A 17,523-nucleotide genomic window follows, 5' to 3' on the forward strand; every position below is an offset into this window, starting at 1 on the left:
TGCTTGACATGGACAGGGTGTTCTTTGTTAGGAATCTCGGCTGCCAACTGCCGTCCGGCAGATGGTCCTTGGTTCCTTCGAAGGGAAACCGATGCACAGACCACGGGCCGTAAGGCTCTTGGCCTCGAGTGCGGCGCTGGCGGTCCTCGCGACCGTCGCACCGATGACACCGGCATTCGCGGCACCACCCGACACGGGACGACTCGCCGACAGCCTCCGCGGTCTCTTCGCCGACGGGGACACCGAAGCTGCTGATCCGCCAGAGCTCCCCGACACCGATGTCCCGGCCAGTGACAAGCTCGCCAAGGCGAAGGACACGCCAAAGGCCAAGCGTGTCAGGGAGCTGACGGGCCGGCGGACGCCGTACTCCCGTCACTGGCGCATGTCGGACGGGCGGGTTCAGTCCGAGGTCTCGGCCATGGCCACCGCCTACGAGACGGGCAAGGGCGAGGACTCCGAGTGGAAGCCGATCGACACCGCGGTCACCGGCACCGACCGCAAGGGCTTCGAGAAGGCGAACACCACCAACCTCGCCCGCACGTACTTCGGCTCACGCCCCGGTGAGCTGGTCCGTTTCGAGCTCGACGAGGGCCACTGGGTCGCCATCGGCCTCAAGGACGCGGGGGCCGCGAAGCTGACCCCGGCGGTCGACGGCAACAAGGTCACCTACCAGGACGCCCTGGGCCAGGGGATCGATCTCTCCTACACGGTCGGCAACGGCAGCGTGAAGGAAGACATCGTCCTCAACGAGCGTCCGAAGGGCACCCCCTCCTTCGAGTTCACGCTCACCACGGGTGGCCTGACCGCGAAGTCGGAGAAGAACGGCACCATCTCGCTGTACGGCGAGAACTCCCCCGTCGGCGCTCCCGCGCTGGTGATCCCCGCGCCGTTCATGACGGACGCGAAGAAGGACGCCGGCTCCGCGTACGGCACCACCGGCACCGACGCCGTCCGCCAGGTGCTGTCCGGCAAGGAGGGCTCGTACGGCATCAGCCTGAAGCCGGACGCCGAGTGGCTGGCGGCGCCGGAGCGCCAGTACCCGGTGACGGTCGACCCGACCGTCACGATCGCGCCGACTCCGACGCAGTCCGCGGACGCGATGATCTCCTCGGACGACCCCAGCGCCAACTATGCGGACCTCTGGCGCCTTTCGGTCGGCAACACCAGCACCGGCACGTCGCGTGCGCTGCTGAGGTTCGGGCTGTCCGGCATACCCGTCGGCACACAGCTGGATTCGGCCGAACTGAAGCTGTACTACGACCAGACGCACACCACCGGCGCCACCGAGGTCCAGCTGGAGGCGCACCGGGCCACCACGGCCTGGACCGAGACGGGCGCGACCTGGGACAGCGCCAAGGACATCACCGGGGAGCTGTCCGGCACGTCGGTCCTCGTCGACGACGGCGACTCCGGTACCACAGCCGCCCAGGGCGCCTGGCCCACCTCGGGGAACACCGCGTACACCCAGTACGCGATCGGGCAGGACTACCGGTACAACAAGGACGCCACGGCGGGTGACACGTACACCTGGCGGCCGAGCCTCCCCGAGGACGGCGAGTACCAGGTCGACGTGCACTACGTCCCGGCCTTCGACCGCGCCACCGACGCGCCCTACACGGTGACGTACGACGGCGGCACCAGGACCTACCAGGTCGACCAGCGGGCAGGGACCGAGGGTGTCTGGAAGCCGCTGGGCAAGCACCCCTTCCAGGCCGGCACCACCGGCCAGGTCGTGCTCGGTGACGGCCCCGCCTCGACCTCCACGACCGTCCTCGCGGACGCGGTGCGCTTCACCAAGGGCGGTGTGGTCACCAAGCAGCCGCAGGAGGTCAACACCTGGCATGCCTTCCCGGTGACCAAGACGGTCCAGCAGTGGCTCGACGGAACCTACGAGAACCACGGCTTCGTGGTGAAGGCCGCCGACGAGTCCGCGAGCGCCCCCAAGGGCGGCCCGCGGTACGAGGCCGCCGAATACGCCTACAAGGGCGAGGTCGCCAACTACCCGAAGCTGATCCTCACGTGGGGCAACCAGGGCGTCGACGTCAACCCGCCGAAGGTCATCCACTCCACCGGTGCCGAGCTGAGCTGGCCCGCATACACCGACCCGTCGACCTCGCCGGGCGACGACATCGTCGAGTACCAGGTCCACCGCAGCGTCTTCCAGCACTTCAAGCCGTCCTCGCAGACCCTGGTCTCCCCTGTCGCCAGGGACACGCGCGCGTACACGGACACCTCGGCCCGGCCCACCCCGGCCGACTCCGCCGAGGAGTTCGGCGACGCGTACTACTACATGGTCGCGGTGAAGACCGCGAACGGGCAGATCCTCCCGTCCGCCACGGAGCTGGTGCGTCTGCCCAAGGCCGGACGCACCACGGTGGTGCTGCAGTCCGGGCAGAGCGACACCACGCTCTCCTCGGCGGAGCCGTCCACCGGTCACGACACGCTCACCGACGCGGGCGCCGCCCACCCGTGGCTGTCGGTGGGAAACAACTCGGCCACGTACGGCAACACCCGTGCCGTGCTGAAGTTCCCCGGCGTCAGCGAGATCCCGAGCGACGCCCGGGTCCTCGAGGCGCAGCTGAACATGTGGGGCTTCCAGACCACGACCGACTCGAACGGCGCGATCTACGAAGCTCACGCCCTGACCCGTGACTTCGACGAGGCGACCGCGTCCTGGACCAAGGCGGACGCCACCACGTCGTGGACGTCGGCCGGTGGTGACATGGACGCCGCCGTCTCCGACACGGTCGGCACGGTCACCAACGACCCGGCACGGCACTCGTGGTACATCACCTCACTGGCGCAGAGCTGGATCTCGGACCCCGCCGGCAACCACGGTGCGGCGGTCAGACTGCGCGACGAGTCGACAGCCGGCCCGCGAGAGCGGACGCTGTTCCTCTCCTCCGAGGCCGAGGAACCCCAGCTGCGCCCGCAGCTGGTCGTCACGTACCTGACGAAGTCGACGGAGGCGACGTACCACGCCCCGTACACGCCGTCCCGGATGATCCCGGGTGACGAGTACACAGTCGACGTCACCCTCACCAACACCACCACCGGCATCTGGGCGGCGGGCGACCACGCGCTCTCCTACACCTGGTCGCTCCCGGACGGCACCGACGCCACCACCGGTGGCAACCAGCTTCAGACAGCGCTGCCGGACGAGGTCCTGCCCGGCGACTCGGTCACCGTGCCGGCCAGGCTGAAGGCCCCGATCAACTCGGACTCCGGCAACAAGCGCCTGGACTACGTGCTGAAGTGGGGCCTGAAGAACACCACGACCGGCACCTGGCTGTCCGACAGCGACGGCATCGCCCCGCTGGCGCAGAACGTCCGCACCGAGGACCCGACCTCCAACCAGCTCGGCCTGGAGAAGTTCTACTCCTACGCGGGCAAGAACACGGGCGCGGGTTCGTCGCTGATGACGAACCTGTACGCGGGCAACAGCGTCTGGCAGTACAACGCGTTCTCCAACCCGGGCCGCGGCGTCACCACCTTCGCACGGTTCGCGTACAACTCCCAGGACACCTCCGACACGGTCCTCGGCCACGGCTGGTCGGCCCAGGCCGCGATGCCGCTGCGCCTGGGCGCCGCGCTGGACTTCCACCCCAACCCGAACCCGACCGAGGTCACCCTCCCCGACGGTGACGGCACCGCCCACGTCTTCCGCAAGCAGGCGGACGGGACGTGGCTGGCACCGGCGGGTGTGCACTACCTGCTGCGGCAGGGCACCGGCGCGGACTGCACCCCGGACAAGGACGGCGATCCGAAGGCCTGGTCGCTGACCCGACCGGACCGCACCCAGTTCTTCTTCGACTGCGACGGCTACCTGACGTCGATCGTCGACAAGAACGGCAACACGCAGACGTACACGTACGCCGAGCGCAAGTCGAACAACAAGCCGGTCAAGTTCCTCACCTACATCGAGGACCCGGCCGCGCGTCAGTCGCTCACGGTCGAGTACTACACGAAGGCCGACACCAACAGCCCGAAGATCATCGACCACGTCAAGTCGATGACCGACATCTCGGGCCGGAAGGTCACCTTCGAGTACTCCGACCAGGGCCTGCTCACCACCCTCACCGACGGTACGGGCAGCGCGCAGCCCAAGGTGTTCCGCTTCACGTACGACATGGAGCAGGGCAACAAGAACGCCAAGCTGGTCAAGGTCACCGACCCGCGCGGCAACTCCACCTCGCTGGACTACTACTACCCGAGCGAGGGCGATGACCCGAAGTTCCACTGGAACACGCAGACGCTGACGGACCGCCTGGGCGGGACCACCGGCTATGTGTACACCGATCCGGACGGCACGGCGGGCTCGGTCGTCAACACCAAGGTGACGGACGCCGAGAACCACGACACGCAGTACGTGCTCGACGGGTACGGCCGCGCCACCCAGATGACCAACGCGAAGTCCGAGACCACCAGGACGGCCTGGGACACCGACAACAATGTGACGCGCCTGGAGGAGGCCAACGGCGCGGTCACCACGTGGAAGTACGACACCACCACCGGCTATCCGCTGGAGATGAAGGACGCCGAGGCCAACAAGAACGGCACCGCGGCGCAGACCCTCACATACTCCTACGGGCTCGACGGCCATATCGCGGACCTCTTCGAGAAGAAGTCCCCGGAGGGCCGCACCTACCGGTTCGGCTACGACACCAAGGGCAACCTGACCTCGGTCACCGACCCCAAGGGCGTCGCATCCGCCGCCGAGGGCGACTACACCTCGCGCACGGAGTACGACGCGCTGGGTCAGGTCGTCAAGGAGACCGACGCCAACGGGCACGCCACGCGGTACGGCGAGTTCGCGCCGGCCGGCTACCCGAGGACCATCACGGACGCGGCCGGTCACCCCTCGCACTTCGTCTACGACGTGCGAGGCAACGTCACCAAGGTGACCAACGCCCAGGGCGCCGAAGTCACCCAGACCTATGACGTGTTCGGCAGGCCGCTGGAGAAGCGCGAGCCCAAGGACCAGGAGGCAGGCGAGTTCATCGTCACGCCGGAGCCGGTCTATGACGCCAACGACAACATCACCAAGGCCTTCGCCCCCAACGGGACGGAGACCACGGCGGTGTTCGACAAGGCGGACCAGCGGATCGAGTCGGTCAAGCCGTCCGACGAGCCCGGCGGTCCGGTGCGCAGGTCCACCTCCGTCTACGACAAGGTCGGCAACCTCGTCTCCGGCACCGGCGCACAGGGCAACCTGACGGCGACCGAGGGCGACTACACCGCCACCACCACGTTCGACGCGATCTACCAGCCGATCGAGATGGTGGACGCCGAGGGCAACAGGGCGACGTTGGAGTACGACAACGTCGGCAACGTCGTCAAGGTCGTGGACGCGCGCAAGAACGCCACCGCGGACGCCGACGACTACACCACGCGCTACGAGTACGATCTGAACCACCGGGTCAAGCGCACGGTCGACGCCCTGGAGTGGGCCACCTCGGTCCGCTACGACAAGGACGGCCTCCAGATCGCGCAGACCGACGCGGAGGGCAACGAGTCGCTCGCGACGTACGACGAACGCGGCGCGCTCGTGGAGTCCAGGGTGCCGGTCAAGGAGGACGCCTCCGGCAACATCAGCTACCGCACGACCAAGTACGCGTACGACCAGGTAGGCAACCGTACGAAGACCATCACCCCGCGCGGTGTCGCCACCGGTGACGACGACGCGGACTTCATGTCGGAGACGGTCTACGACGAGCTGAACCGGGTCAAGGAGGAGCGCTCGCCCTACGACAAGGACGACGTGCTCTACTCCTCACCGGACTCGGTGTTCTACGAGTACGACTCCGTCGGCAACCTGCGGTCGGTCTCGGCTCCCCCGTCGGAGGGCCAGACGGTCCGCAATGTCACCGACTACACGTACTTCGACAACGGCTGGACACGTACGGCCAAGGACCCGTGGGACATCACCACGGCCTACGAGTACAACAGGCTCGGCCAGCAGACGAAGAACACGCTGACCTCGGCGGGCGGCTCCCAGCAGCGCACCATGACCTGGGACTACTACCCGTCGGGCAACAAGAGGGCCCACTCGGACGACGGTGTGCCGGTCGGCAACCAGGTCGTCCTGGTGGACAGCTCGGACTTCAACAACACCGCGACCCAGGGCAACTGGTCGCGGACGCAGGCCGAGCAGCAGTACGGCTACGACACGTACTCGCACCCCGCGGGCACCGGCACCTCGTCGCTGTCCTGGCAGTTGAACATCCCGCAGAACGGCACCTACGAGGTGTTCGTGCGCTACCCGAAGGTGACGGGTGCCGCCTCGGACGCCAAGTTCAAGGTCGACCACGACGGCGGCAGCACCACAAGAACCGTCGACCAGACCGCGAACACCGGCGCGTGGGTCTCGCTGGGGTCCTACGCGTTCGTGGAGGACGGTCCGCAGAAGGTAACGCTGACCGACGCCGCCCATGGCACGGTGCTCGCGGACGCGGTGAAGCTGGTCCGCTCGAACTCCGGTGAGACGGACGACGAGAAGAAGGACTTCACCTACAGCTACAACGCGAACGGCAACATGACCGAGGTCCGTGACCTCTCGCCGGGCGCGAAGATCGACACGTACAAGATCTCGTACGACGGCCTCAACCACATCACCAAGGTGGAGGAGCTCGCGGGCGGCACGGTGAAGAGCACCACCTCGCTGGCCTACGACGAAAACGGCAATCCCGTCACGTCCACGCACGATCTGACCTGGACGAAGATCGAGTACGACGAGCGCGACATGGTCAAGAAGGTGACCAACGCCGATTCGCCCACCGCGGGCGATCAGCAGATCACCACGATGACCTACACCGGGCGCGGCCAGCTCCTGAAGCAGACCAAGCCCAACGGCAACACGCTCGACATGCGCTACTACCCCGACGGGGCGGTGGAGCAGTCGCTCGAGAAGACCTCGGGCGGCACCGTGGTGTCGCAGCACGACCTGGAGTACTCGCCCAACGGGCACCGCTCCAAGGACGTCCTGAAGCTGATGAACGCCGATGACAACTCGGCCTACATCAACAACACGTACACCTTCGACTACGACCCGCAGGACCGCATCACCAAGGTCACCAAGAGCGGCGACGACGCGTCCACCGAGTCCTACCGCTACGACCGCAACAGCAACATCATCGAGCAGACGGTGGACAACGTCACCACCACCCAGCGCTACGACCGCAACCGCCTGTTGTCGGCGAGTTCGGGCGGGGTCACGTCCACCTACAACTACGACCCGCTGGGCCGGCTCGACGCCGTCAGCACCGGCGGTCAGACCGTCGAGAAGCACTACTACGACGGCTTCGACCGTGAGGCGAAGGTCCGGCAGGGCGTGGGCGCCACCGCGGTGACCACCTCGTACGTCTACGACCCGTTCGACCGGACGGTCTCCCAGACCACCTCGGGCGACCAGGGCAAGACCACGGCGTTCACCTACCTCGCCATGGACAAGACGCTCGTGCGCGAGACGGTCGACGGCAAGGCGGACAAGGACTACCAGTACATAGCCGGTGGTCAGCGCGCCACGCAGATCAAGCACAAGGACGACGGCAGCAAGGAGGTCTCGCAGTACGTCACGAGTCCGCGCGGCGACGTCGAGGCGATCACGAAGGAGGACGGCAAGACCCGTTCCACGTACGGCTACACGGCCTACGGTTCGGACGACTCGTCCCAGATGACCGGTGCGGACAGGCCGGGCAGCGGCACCCCGGGCAAGAGCGACTACAACTCGTTCCGCTTCAACTCCTCGCGCTGGGACGGCGCCTCGGGCACGTACGACATGGGCTTCCGCAACTACGACCCGGGGCTGAACCGCTTCCTCACCCGGGACTCGTACAGCGGCGCCCTGGCCGACATGTCCCTGGCGACCGACCCGTTCACCGGCAACCGGTACGCGTTCGCCGGCGGCAACCCGATCAGCTTCGTCGAGCTCGACGGGCACCTGTTCGGTCTGTCGCTCTCGGACATCGGCCATGCCACGCTCGACGTGGTCGGCCTGGTTCCCGTCGTCGGTGAGGTCGCCGACGTCGCCAACGGCATCTGGTACGCGGCCGAGGGCAACTACGCCGACGCCGCGCTGTCGTTGACCTCGGCGATCCCGCTCGCGGGGTACGCGGCCACCGCCGTCAAGGCCGGCCGCTACGTCGAGAAGGGTGTCGAGGCCGTGGACTCCGCCAACGACGCGCGCAAGGCGGTGGACAACGCCGGTGACGCGGCGAACGCCGCGAGCGACGCCCGCAAGGCGGACGGCGTGGACGCCCCGACGACGAAGTCGCCGGACAGTCCGCAGGCACCCGCCTGCAAGGTGAACAGCTTCCTGCCGGGCACCCAGGTCGTCCTCGCGGACGGCACCACCCGGGCCATCGAGAAGCTGGAGGTCGGCGACCTGGTCGTGGCCACCGACCCGGAGACCGGGGACACCCGGGCCCGGGAGGTCACCGAGACGCGTGATCACGAGGGTGCCAAGGAGCTCGTCACCCTGACCGTCGACTCCGGCGGCAAGGGCAAGGCGCTCAAGCTGACCTCGACGGCCGCGCACCTGTACTGGCTGCCGGACTTCGGCACGTGGGTCCCGGCCAAGGACCTCAAGTCCGGTATGTGGCTGCAGACCTCGGCCGGTACCTGGGTCCAGATCAGTGCGGTCGACACCGCCCACCGCTCGGCCAGGGTCCACAACCTGTCGGTCGAGGGCGTCCACACGTACTACGTGGGGTCGGGTACCGCCGCCGTCCTGGTCCACAACTGTGGCTACAAGGACGAGGCGGTCAGGGCGCAGCAGCGCGCCCAGGAACTCGCCGGTCAGCTCCACTTCTTCAAGGAGTCCATGGTGACCGTGGCGGTCATCGGGGTCCGGAAGAAGGGCACCAAGGACATCGTCGAGAAGGTGGGCATGAGCTCCGGTCAGAAGGGCGACCTTCTGAGCCTCTCCGACGGCCAGTCGTTCGTGCCCGGCAACCTGGTGCCCGGACGTGTGACCAAGAAGGGCAATCCCGCCTACGAGCACGCTGAGGAATCGGTGTTCAGGTGGCTTGAGGAGAACCCGGACTACGAGGTGCTGTACGGCGGCACCTCGAAGAACGTGTGCTCCGACATCTGCGCACCACTCGTCGAGCAGAGCAAGATGAAGCTCGACGGTGAGGTGTTCGGCGGAGCGTCCGACAAGACCGACTTCCGGACGTTCTGGCGCTTGAGGCGCTAGGAGACACCGGCGCCACCTCCAGTGGCGCCGCCGGACACGCAAGCAGGACGCCCGGCCGGGGAGCTTCCCCGGCCGGGCGTTCGCGTCGCGGGACGCGCTCAGCTCGCGCCGGTCAGACTCCACAGGTGCACGGCCGCGCGGTCCTCGGCGAGGGTGGCCCACAGGCCGGGGCCGGCCGGTGACGGGCTGCCCGGGACCGGCAGGGAGTAGACGATCCGTCCGCGCAGGGCGAGTGTGCCCGGGTCCACGAGCCAGTGACGGGGCTCGGTGGTGTGCCCGTCGGTGCTGACGACGGCACCGTCCTCGTAGGGGTAGGCGCCCTCGTAGTCCCAGCGCGCCATGTCCTCACCCGGCGCGGGTGGCACGACATCCCTGGCGTTGAGGCGTCCGGTCTCCTGCGCGCCGGGGGACTCGTGCAGATACAGCGCCCACTGGCCGGGATCCGTGCACAGGAAGTGGCCACCGGACGGGCTGACGTCCTGCAGCAGTACCCCTTCGATGCGTTCGAAGCTCAGGTCCGTACCGTCCCAATGCCCCCACAGGGAAGGGGAGTCCTCATGCCCCTCACCGACGGTCAGTCCCATGTACGAGCCGTCGGGATGCGGGAAGTGCGCGGACGCCGAACCCACGGTCGAGGTCCTGGTCCGGCCGAGCACCGACCCGTCGGCAGCGTCAAGGACCAGCCACTCCTCGTGCGGCCAGTCCTGTGCGTGCCGCACATGGGCCCACACCAGCTTGCCGTCCGGGCTGAACGCGGCGGAACCGCGGTCCGCGTCCCGATGCCGCGGGTCGTCCGCGTACTCTCCGAACGAGGCGTGGGCCGTCGTGCACCTGGCGGCGGACCAGCACCCGTGCGGGAGCTCCCAGTGAACCTTGCCCGTCCGGTCCACGGCCCGTACGGCGTGCACGCCGCTGAACACGGCGAGGTCGCCCGTGGGAGAGACGGTGGCATCGCCGAAGGGCCGAGGCCAGGGGGCGGGGAAGCGGGACTCGGCGCCGTGCTCCTGACCTGTCGGGCCGAGCCGGACCATGGCGAGCTCGTCGTCCCCGCGCTGGACGAGCAACCTGTGACCGGGCCCGTACTGGATGCGCGGAGCGTCGGCGTCTACGGCACCGAGGGGGGCGAGGACCGTGGCAACGAGGCGGGCCGTGTGTGCCACAGCGGCCGCGTCTGTGGGATCGGTGGACATGGATGGCATGCTTCCACACCGGAGTGGCAGGTAGCGTGCCACCGCGGGGAGAGCCGCGTCAGGTGACGGTGGGCCAGCTGCGCAGCAGGGCGGCGGTCTTCCCGGCGGTGCAGGCCGGGGCCAGGAGCAGGTCCTCGAGGGCGAGGGCGTCCTCGCGGACGGGTTCGACGGTGATCCCGGCGGCCTCGAGGTACATCACGCCGGTGGCGGCGGCCACGGCCATGACGGAGCGTTCCAGCCAGCGGCACCGGCCCAGCGTGTGCACCAGGGCGGCGGCTCTGGCGTAGGGCCGTCGTAGACGGGCTGTTCGAACAGTTCGGCCTGGTGGCGGGCGACCACCGAGACGGGGACGCCGTAGTCGTCGGGGGCCGGGTCGTTCACCCCGGCGGCCCCGGCGACCTGCAGGATCCAGGGAACGTCGATGTGCGGGTTCGTCAACGCCCGACCTCGCCCGTGCCGGACGATCACGTGCTGACGATCTCAGCTTCGACCAGCCCGCCCACAGCTCGTCCGCCGCCTCCACCTGTTCGGCATCCGGCCACGCACGGCCCGCAACACTGCCCTCGTCGAGATGGCCTCCGAGCTGCCCGCCGTCATGGTCAGCCGACTGCTCGGCGTTCACCAAGACACCGCCGACTCCTGGAAGCACATCGGCGGACAGGGCAACGTCTACGCCGCCGAAGCCGCCAGCCGCCCTGAATCCACGTTTCCATGAATTCAGGCTTCTATGTACCCTCTGGGGGTGCTGACACTCGCTGCTGACATCGAGGCGCTGGCGCGGTTCGGCCGCGCCCTCGCCGACCCCATCCGCTGCCGCGTCCTGCTCGCCCTCCGCCAGGCCCCCGCCTACCCGGCCGACCTCGCCGACGCCCTGGAAGTCTCCCGTACCCGGCTGTCGAACCACCTGGCCTGCCTGCGCGACTGCGGCCTGGTCGTCACCGTCCCCGACGGCCGACGCACCCGCTACGAACTCGCCGACGAACGCCTCGGCCACGCGCTCGACGACCTGCGGACAGCCGTTGTCGCCGTCGAAGCGGACAAGACCTGCCCGGACGCGGAGAAGAAGGGATGCTGCTGAATGACCGCGATACCCCTCAGCCCCAACTCAGCCCGCCGTGACACGCTCGCCCGGCGCATACGCCTGCTCGTCGCTGCGACCATCGCCTACAACGTCATCGAAGCCGTGGTCGCGATCACCGCCGGCACCCTGGCCTCCTCGGCCGCACTGGTGGGCTTCGGGCTCGACTCCGTCATCGAGGTCTCCTCCGCCACAGCCGTCGCCTGGCAGTTCTCCGCCCGCGACCCCGCCGTCCGCGAGGCCCGCGAGCAGCGCACCCTGCGGATCATCGCCGTGTCGTTCTTCGCGCTCGCGGCCTACGTCACCGTCGATGCCGTCCGCGCGCTGACCGGCACCGGCGAGGCCGACCACTCGATCCCCGGCATCGTCCTCGCCGCTCTCTCGCTGGCGATCATGCCCTTCCTGTCGGCAGCCCAACGCAAGGCCGGCCGCGAGCTCGGCTCCGCATCCGCGGTCGCCGACTCCAAGCAGACCCTGCTGTGCACCTACCTCTCCGCCGTGCTCCTGGTCGGCCTGCTGGCCAACCTGCTGCTCGGCTGGTCCTGGGCCGACCCGATCGCCGCCCTCGTCATCTCCGCGATCGCCGTCAAGGAAGGTCGCGACGCCTGGCAAGGGAAGGGATGCTGCGCGCCCACCACTCACGCCTCTGACGTGAGTACCGCAGTAACCTGCGGCTGCGCCAAGGGTGGTGACTGCTGCTGACAACCACAACCGCGGCAATCCTCGGCATTCGCATCGGGCGCGGACGGTGCGCTACCTCAGGCGCCCGCTGGTCCGGCGGCGCCGAGCAGGCGGAGCAGGCTGACACGCAGCACATCCTGCGCCTCCGCCGCGGGGAGGCGGCCGGCGTCCTGCTCCGTGCTCGCGGTGTGGCCGAGCGCCATGGTCGAGGCGACGAGCCAGTCGACGGGGAGGCTGCTGTCGAACTCCCCGGTCCGTTGCCCTCGTTCGATCACCTGTCCAAGCCGCTCGGCGACGGGCAGGTGCCGGTCCCGGTCGACCTCCGTGCTGACGGGCTGGGCACTGATCATCCTCAGCAGCACGGGGTAGCGCTCGGCCACCTGGGCGCTGGCATCGATCATGCGGAACAGCGTTTCCGTCGCGGTGTCGGCGTCATGGGCGATGGCGTCCATGGCGGCCACGGCCTCGTCGGTGATCCGCTCGACCACGGCCAGCAGGAGCTGTTCCCGGGAGGAGAAGTGGGCGTAGACCGTCGGTCGGGTCACGCCCGCGGCTCCGGCGATGGCCTCCAGGCCGGCGTCGGGCTCGATGTTGAGGACCTGAGTCGCGGCATCCAGGATGGCGGCCCTGCTGCGGCGGGCGTCGGCGCGGCGGTTGCGGGAAGGGGATGACTTCATTTCTTACATGTTGCCAAACTTGTCAGCGGCTGTATATTTTACAGCTCGTAAAAGATTGCGTCCGTACATCGAGAGCGGGAGAGACATGCGACCACTCGGCAGCACCGACCCCGGACAGTTCATCGCGGACTTCTACACCTCCTTGACCGAGGAGTTGCTGCGGTCGGACGAGGATGCGGCGGCGATCATCGACCGGTATCACACCCCGGACATCGTCGAGATCGCCGACGGGCACCGGATGGACCGCGACAAGCTCATCGAGCACTGCCGTCCCGTGCGCAGGAACCGCCCCACTCTGCGTATGGAGGTGCACGAGGCCGTCGTCGACGGCGACCGGCTCGCCGCCCGGTACACCATGCACTCCTCGCAGCGCGGCAAGGACCTCGCCACCGAGGTCTACTTCTTCGGCCGGTTCGTGCCGGACGGACGTATGCGCCAGGCCCACATGACCACCCGCACTCTTCGGGTCGACGGAAGCAGCGGGCGGCAGGCGACGACACCGTGACCGAGCGCGTCTACGCCGTCACAGGAATGGTCTGCGGCCACTGCGCGGCGTCGGTTGGCGAAGAGCTCGAAGGCATCGCCGGTGTCACGGCTGTCAGCGTGGACGTCGACAGCGGCAGGGTCGTGATCACGAGCGATGAAGCGCTGGACACCGCGAGCGTACGCGCGGCGGTCGAGGAAGCGGGCTACGAGCTGTCTGCCGAAGGCGCGTAGATCCCTGCCGGCAGCCGCCACGAGGCAGTGCCCCACCGTTGAACCGCGCGTCGGACTGTCCGTGCGCCGGGGTCCACGCCTTCGGCCGCCGACCCGCCCGACACATGCATAGATGGTTGCACCTGCGGAACTGACCGCGTCCCGCACGCCAAGCGGCGGCGTCAGGCCCGCCTCCGACAACCGTCACCGAGAGGGCTGCCATGCGGCGGATCACGGGCTTCGGCTCTGCGGCGCGGTACATCCGCACCGCACGCTCACGCAGCTCCAACGGGTACTTCCCCGGGTCGGGCATCGGCAGGGCTCCTCTCCGTGAGTCCTGTCTGACCCACTGTCACCACTTCCCGTATCTCGGGGGAACCTCACCTCCTTTGAGACGGGATACGAGGGGCCTGGGCCGGCTGACCCATGGCGGCGCGTGGTCCGACTGGCAGAACGGGGGCCGCCGTATCCCCCATGCCGCCGCCTCTTAGTGCGTTGTGGTAAAGGGAGTCCCTGTTCGATGAGCAGGGGCTTCTTCGTGTGCGGGGCATGATCGCGATGGGGTAGGGGCAGGCAGCGGGCGGCTTGTTGTGGATCGAGGAGGGTGCGATGCCGTCGGTGCTGGGGTTGATGGAACAGCGTGAGGCGCGGGCGAGGCAGGATCTGGAGTCCTGGACGGAGGTTCTGGAGCAGGCTCAGGCGGAGGTGGATGCCGCGCGGGAGCGAGTCGAGCGGGCCCGGGTGGGGCGTGAGGAGCTCGTGTCGGTGCTGGCCGAGGAGAGCCCGGTAAGTACGCCGGTTTCCGTGCCGTCTGGTGGTGAGAGGGCTGCGGCGGTGGGGTCGAGCGGCCCCGGCGCGGGGCATGGCGAGAGGCCGCCGGTGTGGCGGTCGGGCCTGGGCGAGGAGGTGCTCAGCGGCCTGTACCGGGAGGTGTTCGCTGCGGTGGTGGCCGCTGCGGGGCCGGTGAACGGGGTGGAGCTGACGCGGGCGGTGGGCCGGGAAGCGGAGATCAAGAACGAGGTGGAGAAGATCCGTCACCGTGCCTACGTGCTGGAGAAGCGGGGCTGGCTGGTGCGGGCGAAGGACGGACGGTTCATGCCCGCGCCCGAGGCAGTCGGCTGGGGCGCTTCTCCGGCCAGCGCGGAGCGTCTGCGGCCAGGCGCCTCGACAGCCTGATCACGGCGGCCCACCACACCATCGCCGCGTGGTGGTCGGGGCGGCGTTCGTGGTCGCGGTTGAGGCGGCGTGAGCGGGAGAGCCAGCTCAGCGTGCGCTCCACCACCCACCTGCGGGCCAGGACGACAAATCCGCGCCGCCCGTCAGAGCGGCGCACGACCTCGACGCGCACTCCGTGGCGGGCGAACGCCTTCGCCAGCGCCGGACCCTGGTAGGCGCTGTCGACCCACACCAGCTTCAGCAGCCGGCCCGGCTGGTCCATGAACGTCTCCAGCAGCGCGGGGGCGGCCTTGGAGTCGTGCACGTCGGCCGTGGTCACGGTCACCTCGAGGAGCAGGCCCTCGGTGTCGGTCAGGATGTGGCGCTTGCGTCCGTCACGTGACTTGCCGCCGTCGTATCCGCGGCTGTCCTCGCCGACGGTCTCGGAGGCGTCCACCGACTGACTGTCGATGACTCCCGCACTGGGCTCGGCGTTGCGGCCTGAGCGTTCCCTCGCCGTGCGGCGCAGGCGTTCGTACAGTTCACGCACGTAGTCACAGGCCCGCCAGCGGCGGAAGAAGTCGTAGACCGCCCGCCAGTACGGGAAGTCAACCGGCAGGGCCATCCACCTCACGCCGTTGTCGACCAGGTAGCGCACCGCGTCGAGTATCTCGCGGTGGCAGTACGCCTCCGGACGCCCGCCCCGCTTGAGCAGCCAGGCCGGCACCGGCATCGCGGAGCGGACCTCGGCCCACTCCGCATCCGTCATGTCGCTCGGATAGCACCGCACCCGCCGTCCCGGAGCGACCGAACCGAACCTGTGGACGTAGCAGTCACACCCAGGGGTGACCGTGGTGGACGCGGGCACAGCAGGGATGGTCAACTCGTCAGGCAACGGGTCTCCTTGCTCGTGACCGGCCTCAACAACCACGTCACTACCAAGGGGCCCGTTTCTTCATGCCCACGACCACATGGGCATCTCTGCCCGAATGATCACCCGCACCGCAGGCTTCGAACGAGATCCGGTTTGCCACAACGCACTTACAGCAACCAGGCCGGAGTGATGTTCCTCACAAACATCGGTCGGGGGTGTCGGTGTAAGGTCGGGACCGCCCTTGACCTGCACAAAGCAGGCAGGGAGCCGTCTTCCAGGAGTCCGACATGCTGCGCACCATGTTCAAGTCCAAGATCTAGCGTTTGGGTATTTTTGCAGGTCAGAGGCCCGCTGACCCCGCTCGGGTCAGCAAACGGTCAGCATCGGATGCGGGAGCGTCCCAGCTTGCTGACCTGGTGGCGGCCATGACGAAGGACCTGGACACAGGTGCCTGGCTCCCGCTCGGGAGGTTCGCTGCACGACTCGACAGCTCGTCCGCGGCACGGGTCCTGAGCGAGTGGGCTGCGTTCGGGGGCAGAAGTGGCGTGCCCTATGGATGCCGCCTGCCCCCTTTGGCCGCCACCGTACCCTCGGCCGCACTGGAGTCCTTCCCGTCCACTGCGCCGGCGCCATGGGCCTCGGCTTCGGCACCGTCGTCATGTCCGACACTGAGACCGAAGCCGCAGCCGACTCCACCGCGGCGGCCCGCCGTGTGACCTGCTGCCTCATGATCACCCGCGCCCGCGAGCGGGGCCGGTGCCGGGTCGGCAGGACAGCCGGGTTGCCGCGCCACCTGGGGGGCTGCACGGGTAGGCCATGATCCGCTAAGCGCCCACTGGGTGAGATGTCCGAGGAAAGGACGTGCGACGCCCGACCCGTACGTACGACAGCGGATCCCCGTATTCACCATGCCGCCGCCTCCCAGCAGCGATACTGGATGCATGGACACGACGATCGCCCCCCGCGCCGAGGTGCTGCGGGACCGCTACCGCAGCCGACTGCCCGAGCGCTTGCTGGAGCTGGCCGGTCCCGTCGAGGGCAACGTCGACCTGCCGCTCCACATCGTCTGGTCCGGTCGGACCAGCTACAGCCTGGACCGTCCGAAGTCCCGCATGACGCTCTACCGGACCGTCCTCGCCGAAGGACTGAGTGAGGACCTGGTGGCCCTCCTGCACCCCCGGCTGCTTACTGAGCAGTGGCCCGTGCTGCGGCGCTTGATCAGTCCCTACATCCGCGAGGTCTGGGAGGACGCCTTCCCCGAGCTGCTCCGCACCGCTCCGGGCGACACGACCGCCGCGTGAAGCTCACTCCGCTCCACGAGCGTCTCCTCGCCGACATCCTCGACCTCGGCTCCCCCTACCCTCTGGTCCTCACCGGCGGATACGCCGTGCAGGCCCACGGCCTGGTCGAACGCTTCAGCCGTGACCTCGACGTCGCCACCGAGAACCCCGCTCCGATGCAGGAGATCGTCGCCTCACTCACAGCAGGGCTCAGCGCGCGCGGATGGCGGCCCACGCACGTCCAGACCGATCCGCTCAGCGGCCGGTTCCTCGTCACCGATCCGGGCACCGGCGAGGAGTGCGAGGTCGATGTCCTCAAGGAGGCGTTCTGGGCTCCGCCCGCCCAAACCCCCTACGGTCCCGTTCTTTCCCTCGACGACGTGATCGGCACCAAGGTCCGCGCCCTCGCCGACCGCGGCACCGTCCGCGACCTCATCGACGTCCAGGCCGCCTCCCGCCACCGCTCCATCGCAGACCTCGAATCCCTGGGCCGCCGTCGCACCCACGACGTTCAGCCTCGAAGACCTCCGGGACCGGCTCATCGGCGCGGACTGGTACGAGGATGAGGACTACACCGCGTACGGGCTCACCTCCCGGCAGGTCGAAGAACTCAAGGCGTGGGCGCTGGAGTGGGCGGAGGATCTGAGCGCGCGCATCCATGACGAGAACGCCTGAGAGGCGGTCATCGCGTCCGTC

11 protein-coding genes and 2 pseudogenes are annotated in these 17,523 nt (G+C 68.6%); 9 read left to right on the forward strand and 4 right to left on the reverse strand.

From position 1 onward, the window contains the following. Positions 1–163 precede the first annotated feature (163 nt). Complete coding sequence (locus tag ABZ659_RS16000; RefSeq protein WP_360219205.1) at positions 164–9,196, forward strand: DNRLRE domain-containing protein; 9,033 nt, start codon at positions 164–166, stop codon at positions 9,194–9,196. A gap of 98 nt (positions 9,197–9,294) precedes the next feature. Here ABZ659_RS16000 and ABZ659_RS16005 read toward each other — a convergent pair whose 3' ends face one another. Beyond that, positions 9,295–10,386, reverse strand: coding sequence for a hypothetical protein (locus tag ABZ659_RS16005; RefSeq protein ID WP_360219208.1), 1,092 nt, complete (start codon positions 10,384–10,386; stop codon positions 9,295–9,297). Positions 10,387–10,444: 58 nt separating this feature from the next. Continuing rightward, positions 10,445–10,824: pseudogene (locus ABZ659_RS16010) on the reverse strand (fic family toxin-antitoxin system, toxin component). Between the two features lie 133 nt (positions 10,825–10,957). Between ABZ659_RS16010 and ABZ659_RS16015 the strand changes: the two are divergent. From ABZ659_RS16015 to ABZ659_RS16025, 3 genes are read left to right on the forward strand one after another with little or no spacing between them, the layout of a single operon-like run. Beyond that, positions 10,958–11,101 carry a hypothetical protein gene (locus ABZ659_RS16015; protein WP_360219211.1) on the forward strand — a complete coding sequence of 48 codons (144 nt, stop codon included), beginning with the start codon at positions 10,958–10,960 and terminating at the stop codon, positions 11,099–11,101. A gap of 27 nt (positions 11,102–11,128) precedes the next feature. Next, positions 11,129–11,464 (forward strand): metalloregulator ArsR/SmtB family transcription factor, encoded by a 336-nt coding sequence (locus tag ABZ659_RS16020; RefSeq protein ID WP_360219214.1) that lies wholly within the window; start codon positions 11,129–11,131, stop codon positions 11,462–11,464. Beyond that, complete coding sequence (locus ABZ659_RS16025) at positions 11,465–12,166, forward strand: cation transporter (protein ID WP_360219217.1); 702 nt, start codon at positions 11,465–11,467, stop codon at positions 12,164–12,166. 56 nt (positions 12,167–12,222) lie between these two features. Here ABZ659_RS16025 and ABZ659_RS16030 read toward each other — a convergent pair whose 3' ends face one another. Then, a complete protein-coding gene (locus tag ABZ659_RS16030; RefSeq protein WP_360219220.1) occupies positions 12,223–12,822 on the reverse strand; it encodes a TetR/AcrR family transcriptional regulator in 600 nt (199 codons plus the stop codon). A gap of 85 nt (positions 12,823–12,907) precedes the next feature. On the opposite strand from ABZ659_RS16030, the gene ABZ659_RS16035 reads away from it, so the two are divergent. The 3 genes from ABZ659_RS16035 to ABZ659_RS16045 all read left to right on the forward strand — a co-directional run bounded on the left by ABZ659_RS16035 (position 12,908) and on the right by ABZ659_RS16045 (position 14,694). Next, positions 12,908–13,327, forward strand: coding sequence for a nuclear transport factor 2 family protein (locus ABZ659_RS16035; RefSeq protein WP_360219223.1), 420 nt, complete (start codon positions 12,908–12,910; stop codon positions 13,325–13,327). Beyond that, positions 13,324–13,539 (forward strand): heavy metal-associated domain-containing protein, encoded by a 216-nt coding sequence (locus ABZ659_RS16040; protein ID WP_360219226.1) that lies wholly within the window; start codon positions 13,324–13,326, stop codon positions 13,537–13,539. The genes ABZ659_RS16035 and ABZ659_RS16040 overlap by 4 nt, the downstream gene beginning before the upstream one ends. Before the next feature lie 588 nt (positions 13,540–14,127). Next, a complete protein-coding gene (locus tag ABZ659_RS16045; protein WP_360219229.1) occupies positions 14,128–14,694 on the forward strand; it encodes a hypothetical protein in 567 nt (188 codons plus the stop codon). On the opposite strand, the gene ABZ659_RS16050 is transcribed toward ABZ659_RS16045, so the two are convergent. Then, entirely contained in the window at positions 14,612–15,442 is an 831-nt protein-coding gene (locus ABZ659_RS16050; protein ID WP_360219232.1) for an IS5 family transposase, read from the reverse strand. The genes ABZ659_RS16045 and ABZ659_RS16050 overlap by 83 nt on opposite strands. Before the next feature lie 1,046 nt (positions 15,443–16,488). Between ABZ659_RS16050 and ABZ659_RS16055 the strand changes: the two genes are divergently transcribed. Continuing rightward, positions 16,489–16,848 (forward strand): hypothetical protein, encoded by a 360-nt coding sequence (locus ABZ659_RS16055; protein WP_360219235.1) that lies wholly within the window; start codon positions 16,489–16,491, stop codon positions 16,846–16,848. Beyond that, positions 16,845–17,502, forward strand: a pseudogene (locus ABZ659_RS16060) (nucleotidyl transferase AbiEii/AbiGii toxin family protein). The gene ABZ659_RS16055 and the pseudogene ABZ659_RS16060 overlap by 4 nt, the downstream one beginning before the upstream one ends. Positions 17,503–17,523: the final 21 nt, after the last annotated feature.

Origin of the sequence: Streptomyces sp. NPDC006997, assembly GCF_040635175.1 — a bacterium.
Classification (GTDB): Bacteria; Actinomycetota; Actinomycetes; order Streptomycetales; family Streptomycetaceae; genus Streptomyces.

What these genes read in the sequence shown, in the direction of transcription:
- ABZ659_RS16000 (WP_360219205.1), top strand. Translation starts at nt 164, where the DNA reads ATGACACCGGCATTCGCGGCACCACCCGACACGGGACGACTCGCCGAC.
- ABZ659_RS16005 (WP_360219208.1), bottom strand. Translation starts at nt 10,386, where the DNA reads ATGTCCACCGATCCCACAGACGCGGCCGCTGTGGCACACACGGCCCGC.
- ABZ659_RS16015 (WP_360219211.1), top strand. Translation starts at nt 10,958, where the DNA reads ATGGCCTCCGAGCTGCCCGCCGTCATGGTCAGCCGACTGCTCGGCGTT.
- ABZ659_RS16025 (WP_360219217.1), top strand. Translation starts at nt 11,465, where the DNA reads ATGACCGCGATACCCCTCAGCCCCAACTCAGCCCGCCGTGACACGCTC.
- ABZ659_RS16030 (WP_360219220.1), bottom strand. Translation starts at nt 12,822, where the DNA reads ATGAAGTCATCCCCTTCCCGCAACCGCCGCGCCGACGCCCGCCGCAGC.
- ABZ659_RS16035 (WP_360219223.1), top strand. Translation starts at nt 12,908, where the DNA reads ATGCGACCACTCGGCAGCACCGACCCCGGACAGTTCATCGCGGACTTC.
- ABZ659_RS16045 (WP_360219229.1), top strand. Translation starts at nt 14,128, where the DNA reads ATGCCGTCGGTGCTGGGGTTGATGGAACAGCGTGAGGCGCGGGCGAGG.
- ABZ659_RS16050 (WP_360219232.1), bottom strand. Translation starts at nt 15,442, where the DNA reads ATGACGGATGCGGAGTGGGCCGAGGTCCGCTCCGCGATGCCGGTGCCG.
- ABZ659_RS16055 (WP_360219235.1), top strand. Translation starts at nt 16,489, where the DNA reads ATGGACACGACGATCGCCCCCCGCGCCGAGGTGCTGCGGGACCGCTAC.